The organism is Agathobacter sp. LCP21S3_B2, from assembly GCF_052118705.1.
Classification (GTDB): Bacteria; Bacillota; Clostridia; order Lachnospirales; family Lachnospiraceae; genus Roseburia.
In genome coordinates this window covers 73,714-85,969 of sequence record NZ_JBQKGQ010000012.1, presented here as the reverse complement: position 1 = coordinate 85,969, position 12,256 = coordinate 73,714, and the positions used below count along the sequence as shown (strand labels likewise).

10 protein-coding genes are annotated in these 12,256 nt (G+C 41.9%); all 10 read left to right on the top strand.

The annotated features are described in order from the left end of the window. Positions 1 to 320 precede the first annotated feature (320 nt). The 10 genes from ACTQ1L_RS10270 (at position 321) to ACTQ1L_RS10225 (ending at position 12,230) form a co-directional block, all read left to right on the top strand. Complete coding sequence (locus tag ACTQ1L_RS10270) at positions 321 to 659, top strand: DUF6110 family protein (protein ID WP_117684713.1); 339 nt, start codon at positions 321 to 323, stop codon at positions 657 to 659. 18 nt (positions 660 to 677) lie between these two features. Beyond that, positions 678 to 2,759 carry a heavy metal translocating P-type ATPase gene (locus tag ACTQ1L_RS10265; RefSeq protein ID WP_441366981.1) on the top strand — a complete coding sequence of 694 codons (2,082 nt, stop codon included), beginning with the start codon at positions 678 to 680 and terminating at the stop codon, positions 2,757 to 2,759. 276 nt (positions 2,760 to 3,035) lie between these two features. Further along, positions 3,036 to 3,305: a nucleotidyltransferase family protein gene (locus tag ACTQ1L_RS10260; RefSeq protein ID WP_441366979.1), complete on the top strand. Its 270-nt coding sequence runs from the start codon at positions 3,036 to 3,038 to the stop codon at positions 3,303 to 3,305. Beyond that, positions 3,289 to 3,696: an HI0074 family nucleotidyltransferase substrate-binding subunit gene (locus ACTQ1L_RS10255; protein ID WP_441366977.1), complete on the top strand. Its 408-nt coding sequence runs from the start codon at positions 3,289 to 3,291 to the stop codon at positions 3,694 to 3,696. Before ACTQ1L_RS10260 ends, ACTQ1L_RS10255 begins: the two co-directional genes overlap by 17 nt. Before the next feature lie 42 nt (positions 3,697 to 3,738). Next, positions 3,739 to 4,746 carry a leucine-rich repeat protein gene (locus ACTQ1L_RS10250; protein WP_441366975.1) on the top strand — a complete coding sequence of 336 codons (1,008 nt, stop codon included), beginning with the start codon at positions 3,739 to 3,741 and terminating at the stop codon, positions 4,744 to 4,746. Between the two features lie 482 nt (positions 4,747 to 5,228). Then, the gene (locus ACTQ1L_RS10245) at positions 5,229 to 6,305 is read left to right on the top strand and encodes an SGNH/GDSL hydrolase family protein (RefSeq protein WP_441366973.1); all 1,077 of its coding nucleotides are present in this window, start codon (positions 5,229 to 5,231) and stop codon (positions 6,303 to 6,305) included. A gap of 21 nt (positions 6,306 to 6,326) precedes the next feature. Continuing rightward, positions 6,327 to 8,180 carry a type I phosphomannose isomerase catalytic subunit gene (locus ACTQ1L_RS10240; RefSeq protein WP_441366971.1) on the top strand — a complete coding sequence of 618 codons (1,854 nt, stop codon included), beginning with the start codon at positions 6,327 to 6,329 and terminating at the stop codon, positions 8,178 to 8,180. 17 nt (positions 8,181 to 8,197) lie between these two features. Continuing rightward, positions 8,198 to 9,244: an electron transporter RnfD gene (locus tag ACTQ1L_RS10235; RefSeq protein WP_441366969.1), complete on the top strand. Its 1,047-nt coding sequence runs from the start codon at positions 8,198 to 8,200 to the stop codon at positions 9,242 to 9,244. Positions 9,245 to 9,423: 179 nt separating this feature from the next. After that, a complete protein-coding gene (locus ACTQ1L_RS10230; RefSeq protein WP_441366967.1) occupies positions 9,424 to 10,779 on the top strand; it encodes a vWA domain-containing protein in 1,356 nt (451 codons plus the stop codon). Beyond that, positions 10,743 to 12,230, top strand: coding sequence for an AAA family ATPase (locus tag ACTQ1L_RS10225; protein ID WP_441366965.1), 1,488 nt, complete (start codon positions 10,743 to 10,745; stop codon positions 12,228 to 12,230). The genes ACTQ1L_RS10230 and ACTQ1L_RS10225 overlap by 37 nt, the downstream gene beginning before the upstream one ends. The last annotated feature ends 26 nt before the right edge of the window (positions 12,231 to 12,256 follow it).

Below are 12,256 nucleotides of genomic sequence, written 5' to 3'. Positions count from 1 at the left end.
TTGCGGGAAGGGCTCCGGAGCCTTTCCTTTTATCTTAATAAGGACAGTATAATGGTCTATGGCTGGACAATCAAGAGGTCAGGTGATGGACAAGATAAGAAATCATAAACACCTGCGGCAGCGCCTCATACGTTGTGGTGTTTACAAGTGATAAACTTTATCAATAAGTCCGGGAGGGCGCATGGTATGGGGATTTGCGGGCTTGGATTAGCGCTGACTGCATGAGATTAGGCTTGTATAACAGTATTTCCGGGAAATATAATGTTTTTTGTAAGTAAACTTTAACTAGAATTTTTGTAAATATACAGGAGGAAAACATTATGTCATTTAATTGGAAAGCTTCAGGTTTATTCGCAGCAGGTGTTGCTTTTGGTACAGCAGGTATCAAGATTTTATCAAGCAAGGATGCTAAGCGTGCTTATACACAGTGTACTGCAGCAGCGCTTCGTGCTAAGGATTGTGTTATGAAGACTGTTAATACTGTTCAGGAGAATGCAGAGGATATTCTTGCTGAGGCTAAGAGCATCAACGAGGAGCGCGAGGCTAAGGCTGAGGCTGCTAAGGTTTCGGATGCATCTGAGGATGTATGCGAGTGTGCTAAGGCTGATGAGCAGGAAGCAGAGCAGGCTGAGGTTACAGCAGAGACTGCTGAGGCATAGAAGATAAGAGGCGGTCATATGAAATTTACGATTAAGCATGAGTCAAGAGGCCGTATGCGTGTTCATATGGAGCAGTACCGCATGACATATGAGCAGGCAGACACTCTGCTTTATGTGATTCACAATCACAGGAATGTTACCTTTGTAAAGGTTTATGACAGGACTGCTGATGCTGTGATTGAGTATGTAGGAGACAGGAAGCAGATTATAGAGCTGCTTCGCCACTTTCATTATGAGAGCGCCAATGTGCCACAGACTGTTATTAAGACATCAGGAAGAGAGCTTAATAATTCATATCAGGAAAAGCTTTTCGGAAGTGTTGTCTGGCATTACAGTAAAAAGCTCCTGCTGCCTTGGCCAATCAGGACAGCGCTTACTGTTGGACGCTCTATAAAGTATATTGGAATTGGGCTTAAGTGTCTGCTGCAGAGAAAAATTGAGGTGCCGGTGCTTGATGCTACTGCCATCACGGTTTCGCTTGTCACAAAGGATTTTTCTACCGCAAGCTCTATTATGTTTCTGCTTGGAATAGGTGAGCTTTTGGAGGAATGGACACACAAGAAGTCTGTTGATGACCTGGCCAGAAGCATGTCGCTTAATGTAAGCAAGGTATGGCTTAGGACACCTGAGAATCAGGAGATACTCGTTGAGTCCTCAAAGATTGAAAAGGGCGACAAGGTTGTTGTCCACATGGGAAATGTCATACCGTTCGACGGAGAGGTCTTAGATGGCGATGCGATGGTCAATCAGGCTTCCCTGACAGGTGAGTCGGTTCCGGTTCAAAGAACTGTCGGCAATACTGTGTTTGCAGGCACTGTTGTCGAGGAGGGCGAGATTACTATCAGGGTCAAGGAGGTTGAAGGAAACAACCGTTTTGACCAGATTGTTACTATGATAGAGGAGTCCGAAAAGCTTAAATCAGAGCTGGAGGGCAAGGCTGAGCACTATGCTGACAAGCTTGTGCCGTGGACGCTTGGAGCTACAGGGCTTACATATCTTCTGACAAGAAATGTGACAAAGGCTATGTCAATTCTCATGGTGGATTTCTGCTGTGCACTCAAGCTTGCTATGCCAATCTCTGTGCTTTCTGCTATCAGAGAGGCAAGCCTTTATAATGTAACAGTAAAGGGAGGAAAGTTCCTTGAGGCTGTTGCAGAGGCTGATACCATCGTCTTTGACAAGACCGGTACACTCACAAAGGCACATCCGACTGTGGTTGATGTGGTTAACTTCAATGATGAGTATTCATCAGATGACATGCTTCGTGTCGCAGCCTGTCTGGAGGAGCATTTCCCTCATTCAATGGCAAAGGCGGTGGTAGATGCTGCTTCTAAGAAGGGACTTTCCCACGAGGAAATGCATACAAAGGTGGAGTATATTGTGGCTCATGGAATTGCAACCTCCATCAATGGCAAGCGTACTGTTATCGGAAGCTATCATTTCGTCTTTGAGGATGAAAAATGTGTTGTTCCTGCAGGAAAGGAGCCACTGTTTGAGTCGCTTCCGCTGTATTATTCTCACCTGTATCTGGCTATTGAGGGTAAGCTTTCGGCAGTTATCTGTATTGAGGATCCTCTGCGTGATGAGGCAGCGGCGGTTGTTACTTCATTAAAGAAGGCGGGCATATCAAAGGTTGTCATGATGACAGGCGACAGTGAGCGTACAGCTTCTGTCATTGCGAAAAAAGTAGGTGTAGATGAATATTACGCCGAGGTTTTACCTGAGGACAAGGCTGCCTTTGTGGAGAGAGAAAAGGCTAAGGGCAGAAAGGTCATTATGATTGGTGACGGCATAAATGATTCACCGGCTCTATCTGCAGCAAATGTCGGTATTGCAATCAGTGATGGCGCTGAAATTGCACGCGAGATTGCTGATATTACGGTGGGCTCTGACGATCTCTACCAGATTGTAACTCTTAAATATATAAGTAATGCTCTTATGAAACGTATAAAGAGCAACTATCGAAAGATTGTTGGTTTTAACTCAGGGCTCATTGCTCTTGGTGTGGCAGGTGTGCTTCCGCCGACTACGACAGCACTTTTGCACAATGGATCGACAATTCTTATCAGTGTGAACAGTATGAAGAATCTGCTTGAGTAGATTTTGGATGTCAATGTTTATTGATGTAGTACGGGGCGCTGCCGCGGTGCCCACGGCAGCGCCCCTTACGCTGTGAAAGTATGTACATTATTCCGCTCGCTTCGCTTTGCGGCATAATTTCTACAGTATCTAACCCATTGCGCTATTCACACACGTGATAGTACGTGTGCCACCGCGGTGCCTGCGGCAGCGCCCCTTACGTTGTGGTGGAAATAATGTAGGAATTGTGATAAACTAACTAATATGTAATGTAGATTTTTTTATGAGGTTAGATTATTGAAGGTTGAAGAGGTTATAAGCAGGGTTGCAGAGCTTTGCAGACATTATGATGCCCAACAGGTAATTTTATATGGTTCAAGAGCTAAGGGTACTGCATTGGAACGCAGTGATATTGATATAGCGGTATCGGGAGTGAAGGATTTTGATGCGCTTTCTGATGAAGTGGAGGATTTGCCTACCTTGTACAGTGTTGATTTACTGAATTTGGATACATGCAGGAATGACTTATTATTGGAGGATATCAGACAGTATGGACGCGAAATTTGAGAGACGTTTTAAATCTTTTTGTAATTCACTGGATGCGTTAGCTGAGGCAAGGCAGAGAGACCTTACAGATTCGTTTGTTTTGAGTGGTACAAGTGCTAAATTTAGCATTACTTTTGATTTATCGTGGAAGGTAATGAAAGATATTCTGGTACAATATTATTCGATAACCGGGTTTGTTACAGGTTCACCGCGAGAGGTGTTACGTGAATCCTTCAAGGCAAAGCTGATTTCTGATGATGCGTGGATGGATATGCTTAAGGTCAGAAATGAACTTGCACATGACTATGATTGTGAGGTTGTAAGGACACATTGTAATACAATTGTTGAAAAATATATTGATTTGTTTTATGATTTTAAGAATACAATAAATGACTTATTGAGACTTGGATAAGGCTTGCAGCTGTGTGAAATTTTTAAGAGTTAAAGAAATAAAATGACAGATTTAAAGATTACAAAAGATAATAATTATATATGTGTATATGAGAGGCTTAATGATGATTGCATTAGGCTTCTTCATATGTATGGGAAAAATCCGGTGTGTGTGGTGCCGGATATGCTTGACGGCATGAGAGTGACGGAGCTTGCGGAGTATTGCTTTTCTTTCAAGAGCATGCCTGAAAAATTGAAAACAGAGCTTGGGATTGATGATATTCTGGGTCCTGATATGACGGAGCTGTGTGATGATTATATTGAAAAAGTTGTTCTTCCTGACACCATGAAGAAGATTGGCAGGCTGTGTTTTTATAATTGTTCAAGGCTTACAGTGCTTGAGCTGCCATCCGACATATGTGATGTGGATGGTGACGTTTTCATGAACTGCACAAAACTTTATATGCTTGTGATGAGAGGCTCACCGAAGGATAAGTCGTGTCTTAAGCAGATTCTTTCACAGATAAGCACTCTTGTGAGGGTTAGATGGACTGACAGCGATGGAAATGCGATTGCGCAGGCATGTTTTTTCGAGTACGACCAGACATATGATGAGATTGGTCCTGCTCATATTTTTAAACTGAACATGAACGGAGAAGGCTTTCGCGCCAGACAGGCTTTTATGGACCGCGTGTTTGTGTGGAAGCAGTATGATGAAATATTTTCAGAGGCGATTGCGCAGGAGAGTGAGGATGATCTTTTAGATATGGCCTTTTACAGGCTTATTTATGCGTATGAGCTTTCAAAAGAAGCGAGACGGCAGTTTGTGGAGTATATTGTCAATCATAAAAAAAGGCTGTCTGAGCTTATCATAAGAAAAAGGGATTCGGGTTTGCTGCAGAGTTTTCTGGAGCTTAAAGACGGTGAGGAAAATTTTATCGCAGATGCCTTGGCTGTTACTGATATGCTTGCACTTGCAGCACAGGATGAATGGAGTGAGGGCAGTGTGATTTTACATAGATTTAAGAAGGAAAATCTGGCGGTGTCCAGGAAAAAGAGGTTTGAATTTTAGATTTGAGTGTAAATGAAAAGGATATATTGCTACTTTTAAAAATTTAAATACCTAAAAAGGCTCTTTATTTTAAAGGGCTTTTTTATTATGTAAAAAAATATATTACTTTATCTAATCACTATAATAAATATTCCAATAAATTTTTGCTTAACTTTAAAACTTAACTTAAATAATTAACTTAATTACTTTGCTTAAAATTATTAACTTAAATTAATAAGCACAAAAGAGTATAAAAATGCTTTGGTTTGAGCGATAATCCACAAAAAACAAAGAACAAAACTATGCATAATATAGAAAAATGATAAATAAACCATGTAATCTTGAAAATATTTTAAATTAATGATAAGATTAAAATAACTTAAATGTAACAGAAAAAATAATAAATTAAGTAATAGATAAAGTTAGGTCAGCTTCAATGGCAGTAGTAATGGGTGTATCAATGGCTGGATGTTGAAGCAGCAAAAAAGTTGGAGAGAAGACGAATGAAAGATGTGAATTTGAAAAGACTGAAAGATTGCATGAAAAGAGCTGAGGCAGGAGAAGAGCTTACGATTGGATTTTTAGGTGGATCAATCACGCAGGGAAGCCTTGCATCAACAATGGAAAATACATATTCCTATCGTGTGTTTATGTGGTGGAAGCAGATGTTCCCCAAAGCAAACTTTCATTATGTAAACGGAGGAATCGGTGGAACAACTTCTCATTACGGAGTTTCCAGAGCAGTGACAGATGTATTAATGTATCGACCGGATTTCGTAGTTGTTGATTTTAGTGTGAATGACGAGGCAGACACATTTTTCAGGGAAACGTATGAAGGCGTTGTCAGAAAGCTGTTGAGCTGGGATTCAAAACCGGCAGTGGTTCTTTTGAATAATGTTTTTTATGATACCGGTCTGAATGCGCAGGAATATCATAATGAAATTGGAAACTGGTATCAGGTGCCACATGTGAGCGTAAAAGATACAATTTATCAGCGAATGAAGGCAGGAAAATATACGAGGGAAGAACTTACACAGGATGGACTTCATCCAAATGATAAAGGGCATAAGCTTGTTGCAGAAGAAATTGAAAAATTCCTTGAAAGCGTGAAAGCAGAATTAGGAGTTGAGGAAGAAGAACCTGTCATGCCGGAACCAATGACGGAGAATGCTTATGAGAATGCAAGACGCTTAACAATTCGTGAGATTTCACCGAAACTGTGTGGATTTCACGCAGATACAGAAGAAAAGACGGGACATTTGGATCATTTTAAGAATGGATGGATTGGAAAAAAAGCCGGCGATTCGATTCGTTTTGAAGTAACTGCTTCATGTATTGCTGTGCAGTATAGAAAAACAATTAAACTTCCGGCAGCAAGAGCGAAGCTCGTGTTAGATGGCGATAAAGAAAAAGCTATCCTTTTAGATGGAAATTTCGATGAGGATTGGGGAGATTGTCTGTATTTAGAGAATATATTGCATCATGGAGAAAAGAAAACACACACAGTGGAAATAACAATTCTTCCGGAAGAAGCAGCGGATGTAACTCCATTTTATCTGATGTCGTTAATTATTGCATAGATTTTTGAAGGAGAGAAAGTAATGAGTATTTTAAAATTAAAACCAAGCTGTAAGGACTATCTGTGGGGAGGTCACAGGCTGGCTGAGGAATATGGAGTAGAGTATGATGGAGACATTCTTGCGGAGGCATGGGAACTTTCCTGTCATCCGGACGGACCGTCTTATATCACAAATGGAAAATATACCGGAAAGACACTGGAAGAATTCATTGAGACAGAAGGTAAAGATGTTCTTGGTATACATTGCAGAAGATTCCGCGATTTCCCAATTTTAATAAAATTTATTGATGCAAAGCAGAACCTGTCAATTCAGGTGCATCCGAACAATCGTTATGCGTTGAAGAATGAAGGCCAGTATGGAAAGACAGAGATGTGGTATATTATGGATGCAGAGCCGGGGGCATTTCTGTATTACGGATTTAAAGAAGAAATCAGTAAAGAAGAGTTTGCAAAAAGAATTGAGGAGGACACACTTCTAGAGGTCCTGAATGCAGTACCGGTCCAGAAAGGGGATGTACTTTTTATTGAATCGGGAACAATCCATGCAATTGGAGAAGGAATTCTGATAGCAGAGATTCAGCAGAATTCTAATGTGACATATCGAGTCTATGATTATGGTCGTGTAGGAAAAGATGGTAAGAAGCGAGATCTGCATATTGAGAAAGCACTCGCGGTTACAAATCGAGTACCAATCGTAAAGGATAAGAGCAGTTATCCTCATGTGGCAGATTGTGATTACTTTACAGTAGATAAACTGAATCTGGATGGGACATTCATGAAGAAGATGGAAGGTATTGTTTCAGATGCATCCTTTGCAAGCATTCTGTTCCTTGATGGAAAAGGAACAATCACAAATAATGGAGAGACACTGCCTTTCAAAAAAGGAGACAGCTTCTTCCTGACAGCCGGAAGTGGCAGTTATACAGTAGAAGGACGGTGTGATGCACTTGTTACAACAATCCGTGAAAAGGCAGCTCCGGTCAGAATCGGAATCGATATCGGAGGCACTAAGACAAAGATCGGACTGGTGGATATTCACCAGAAGCTGATCGTATCGGACACAATGGATACTAATGCACAACGTCCGGCAGAAGAAGTAATCCGTGAGATTGCACAGAAGACACTGGAGCTTCTGGATGCACAGGGCATTGCAATGGATCAGTGTGTAGGAGCAGGAATCGGCGTTCCGGGAACTGTAGATACGAAAAACGGAGTAGTCCGCTATTCCAATAACATCAAATGGGAAAATGTAGAGCTTGCGAAAGAAATGGGAAATTATCTACCGATTCCGATTAAAATTGCAAATGATGCAGATTGCGCGACACTTGGAGAAGCAGTTGCAGGAGCAGGAAAAGAGTGCCGGGATGTGATTATGCTTACACTTGGAACCGGAGTGGGCGGTGGAATCATCATTGACGGCAGGATTTATGAAGGAAAAGGACTTGGCGGAAGCGAACTGGGACACATGGTAATAGTAGAAAATGGTGAGCCTTGCACTTGTGGAAGAAGAGGATGCCTGGAGGCATATGCATCAGCTACAGCTCTGAAAAGAGATGCAAAGCGTGCTACCGGAAAAGAGCTTCTTCCAGAAGAAATTTTCAAGGGAGCCCAGGAAGGTGATGAGAAGCTTTCACAGGTTGTTCAGTCCTATATCGGAAAGCTTGGAACAGGAATTGTCAATATTGTAAATATCTTCCGTCCACAGCTTGTGATCCTTGGCGGAGGTATTTCAGCCCAGGGAGAGATACTTCTTGAACCGCTTCGTGAGATGATGAAAGTCGGATGCTTCGGTGGTGAGAAGGGAGAACTTCCGGAGATTGAAACTGCAGCACTTGGAAATGAAGCAGGAATGATCGGTGCTGCAAGCTTACTGTAAAATATGAGGGGGATAAGATGAGAATTAATCCTGATAATAAAAAAATACGTTATAGCGGAAGAATTGACTGGACTAATCCCAATGAACCGATTTGGGTTTATCCATGTACATCAGCAGAATTTAGCTTTACAGGAAAGTATTTGAAAGTTGTTTTGAAAAATAAAAATGAATACTGGCAGAATTATCTTGGATGTATTTTAGATGGGGTTCAGTCCTGCTATTATCTGGAGAATAACAAAGAGAATGAAATAGAGATTCGTGTTCCGGAAAATGAGAATGGAGAGCATCATGTGCTTTTCTTCAAACGTCAGGATTCCTGTCATGAGATACATATCCTTGGATTTGAAATTGAAGACGGAGCAAAACTACTGGAACTTGCTGATGCACCGAAAAGAAAAATCGAAGTTTACGGAGATTCAGTATCAGCAGGAGAAGTGACAGAAGCTGTCGACTATACAGGAAAGACAGACCCTGAACATCAGGGGGGATATTCTAACAGCTGGTATTCCTATGCATGGATGACAGCACGTATGCTGAATGCACAGATCCATGATATCGCACAGGGTGGAATTGCATTGATGGATGGACAGGGATGGTTCCATGAGCCACAGCAGGTTGGAATGGAAAGTGCCTGGAATAAAATTCGCTTTAATAAAACATTCGGTGAACTGACAGAATGGGATTTTGACCAATATACACCGCAGGTTGTTGTCGTGGCAATTGGCCAGAATGATAATCATCCGTTTGATTACATGGCAGAAGATTACATGTGTGAGAAAGCAGTTCTCTGGAGAGAACACTATACAAATCTTTTAAAAAACCTGCGTCAGGTATATCCGAAAGCATCGATCGTCTGCTGTACGACATTGCTTGAGCATGATGTTTCCTGGGATAAAGCAATTGATGATGTAGTTGTTTCTATGAAAGATAGTAAAATATCTCATTGTATTTTTAAGAGAAACGGAGCGGCAACTCCTGGACATCTTAGAATACCGGAGACCTATGAGATGGCGAGAGAACTTGCTGATTACATAGAGAATCTGGGAATTGAGGAATGGAAATAAATTGATAATCCCGGATAGTTTATGATTTTATCATGAACTATCCGGGATTACTTTTTTTAAATACACTGGTTAAGATATTGTTTGTGAATGACATTTTATTGAGAAAATAATGTTACTATAGTATAATAAATTCTGAAAATATTGCAGTAGAATAATCAGAAAAGGAAGGAGGCCGCTTCATGAAAAAACATATCCAGACAGATTCAGAGTGGCAGGAGGAAATGTCACAGAAAATAATAGATGGAATACAGTGCGAGCTGTATCTCGACATGCCTTTTATGAAGCTGGCGCTCTCGGCTCTTTCCCCAAAGGTGAACGAGCAGCTTTACTCCATGGCAACTGACGGCACATATATTTATTACAATCCAATCAGGCTGATTGATATATTTAAGAAAAATGGCATGTATCTGAACCGGGCTTATCTGCACAGTGTGCTGCACTGTCTGTTTTTTCACCTGTGGACTAAAGGTGAGAGGGATGAATTCCTGTGGAATACAGCATGTGATATAATGGTTGAGTATACGATTGATACAATGGAAAAGAAAAGCACAAAGCGTATCCTAAGCTATATAAGAAAAACCACGTATGAGAGGCTTAAAAAAGAGCATGTCGTGATTGCTCCCGGAGCCTTGTACGCGTGGCTATACAAGCAGTATGCAGAAATAGAGGCTGAAGAAACCACAGATATAGATGAGATTGCAAATACAAAGGATAAAAATGAGCTTGTGATTCTGGCACGGGAATTTTACACAGATGACCACGCCCTTTGGCCGCAGGAGAAAAACGACAATGCTATGCCACTAAGTTCATCCGAGGCCCAAAAGCAGTGGCAGAAAATATCCAGACAGACACGCATGGAGAAAAGCCATTCAAAGGACAGCAAATCCGAGGGCGAGCAGGTAATGATGAGGGAGCTGTCCGCGAAAAGAAGCAGACGAAGCTACAAGGAGTTTCTGCGCAGGTTTGCAGTGCTTCGTGAGGAGGTACACGCAGATTATGATTCCTTTGATATGGGGTATTACGCGTATGGACTTTCGCTCTATGGCAATATGCCGCTTATTGAGCCTCTTGAAACGAGGGAGACATACAAGATAAGGGATTTTGTCATAGTGCTTGATACGAGCTATTCTGTGAGCGGAGAGCTGGTGGAGCACTTTTTACAGGAGACCTTTACGATTCTAACGGAGTCGGACAGCTTTTTTGTCAGGAATAAAATACGCATCATACAGTGTGATGACAGCGTAAAGACTGACGAGGAAATTACAGATGAAAAGCAGATTAAGCCGCTTTTAAACAAGTTTACGCTCGTAGGAGGCGGAGGCACAGATTTCAGACCGGCATTTTCGTATGTGAGAGACCTTTTGGATAAGGGTGAGCTTAAGAACATGTGCGGACTTATATATTTTACTGATGGCAAGGGAATTTTCCCGGCAAAGTGTCCGCCGTACAAGTGTGCATTTGTGTCGGTTGGTGCATATGAGGGCAATGAGGTGCCGCCATGGGCGATGCAGGTGGAGCTGGAGGAAACATTATGAATATAAAACAGGCAAAAAACGAAGTGAAAAATACAGTGAAGGCATACCTGTCAAAGGATGCACACGGAGATTATGTGATACCGCAGATCAGGCAGAGACCGATGCTTTTAATCGGACCGCCAGGCGTAGGTAAGACACAGATTATGGAGCAGATTGCAAGAGAGTGCAAAATAGGTCTTGTGGCGTATACCATCACGCATCACACGCGCCAGTCGGCGGTAGGACTGCCGTTTATAAAGGAGCGTGAGTATGACGGAAAGAGCTATTCCGTCACGGAATACACGATGAGCGAGATTATAGCCAGCGTTTATGAAAAGATGGAAGCAACAAGGCTTAAGGAGGGCATACTTTTTATTGATGAGATAAACTGCGTGTCCGAGACACTCGCGCCAATGATGCTTCAGTTTTTGCAGTGCAAGACCTTTGGCAATCAGGCTGTTCCAAAGGGATGGGTGATAGTTGCGGCAGGCAATCCGCCTGAGTACAATAAATCGGTGCGCGATTTTGATATGGTCACACTCGACCGTGTCAGATATATATCGATAGAAGCGGACTATCAGGTGTGGAAGGAATATGCCAGAAATGTGCATATCCATGATGCGCTTTTAAGCTATCTGGAGCTTCATCCAAACAATTTTTATAAGGTGGAAACAGACGTGGATAGCATGAATTTCGTCACGGCAAGAGGCTGGGAGGATTTAAGCAGCCTGCTTAAGGTGTATGAGGCGGGAGACATTGCAGTCACTGAGGACGTAATAGGTGAGTTTATCCATCATCCTGATATAGCAGAGGATGTGTATGCATATCTGGAAATCTACAGGAAATACAATGAGGATTATGGTATAAGCGATATACTTTCCGGAAACGTGAAAAAGTCAGTGTATAAGCGAGTGTTTGATGCCGATTTCGATGAGAGAATCACGGTGGTGAATCTGCTTTTAAGCGGACTGACGGTTGTTTTTTCGGATGTGGCCAGAGAGCGGAAAATGGTGCAGCTATGGTATGAGTTTTTGAAGGAATACAAAAAGTCACAAAAAAGCCTTGAGGAGCAGCAGGAGCTGTACAACAGTGCTGTTGAGCAGTTTTCAAGGAATATGGAGATATTGAAGGAGAGCTCTCTTATTTTGCCAAAGGAGTATTACATCAGACAGGACGTCTTAAAGCACATCAAGGGTGATTTTGATACGGTGATGGATGATTTTACCGAAGAATCAGAGAAGCTTTCGACGATGGAGGATGCGGCAGGAGAGAAGCTAAACCACGCATTTGATTTTGTGGAGGATGTATTCTCAGACGGGCAGGAGATGCTTGTCTTTGTGACAGAGCTGACCATCACACCGGAAATCAGCAGCTTTTTAGCTGAGAATGAATGTGAAAAATACGATATCTACAATGAAAAGCTCATGGTTGGAAGCAATAGGACTAAGCTTTTAAAGGAGCTCGAGAGATAAAGCCTGTTGATGTATGCAGGAAATAT

Bases quoted from the DNA above. Each gene is read 5' to 3' on its own strand.
- ACTQ1L_RS10250 (WP_441366975.1), top strand. From the start codon at position 3,739: ATGACAGATTTAAAGATTACAAAAGATAATAATTATATATGTGTATAT.
- ACTQ1L_RS10230 (WP_441366967.1), top strand. From the start codon at position 9,424: ATGAAAAAACATATCCAGACAGATTCAGAGTGGCAGGAGGAAATGTCA.
- ACTQ1L_RS10255 (WP_441366977.1), top strand. From the start codon at position 3,289: ATGGACGCGAAATTTGAGAGACGTTTTAAATCTTTTTGTAATTCACTG.
- ACTQ1L_RS10270 (WP_117684713.1), top strand. From the start codon at position 321: ATGTCATTTAATTGGAAAGCTTCAGGTTTATTCGCAGCAGGTGTTGCT.
- ACTQ1L_RS10235 (WP_441366969.1), top strand. From the start codon at position 8,198: ATGAGAATTAATCCTGATAATAAAAAAATACGTTATAGCGGAAGAATT.
- ACTQ1L_RS10245 (WP_441366973.1), top strand. From the start codon at position 5,229: ATGAAAGATGTGAATTTGAAAAGACTGAAAGATTGCATGAAAAGAGCT.
- ACTQ1L_RS10225 (WP_441366965.1), top strand. From the start codon at position 10,743: ATGGGCGATGCAGGTGGAGCTGGAGGAAACATTATGAATATAAAACAG.
- ACTQ1L_RS10240 (WP_441366971.1), top strand. From the start codon at position 6,327: ATGAGTATTTTAAAATTAAAACCAAGCTGTAAGGACTATCTGTGGGGA.
- ACTQ1L_RS10265 (WP_441366981.1), top strand. From the start codon at position 678: ATGAAATTTACGATTAAGCATGAGTCAAGAGGCCGTATGCGTGTTCAT.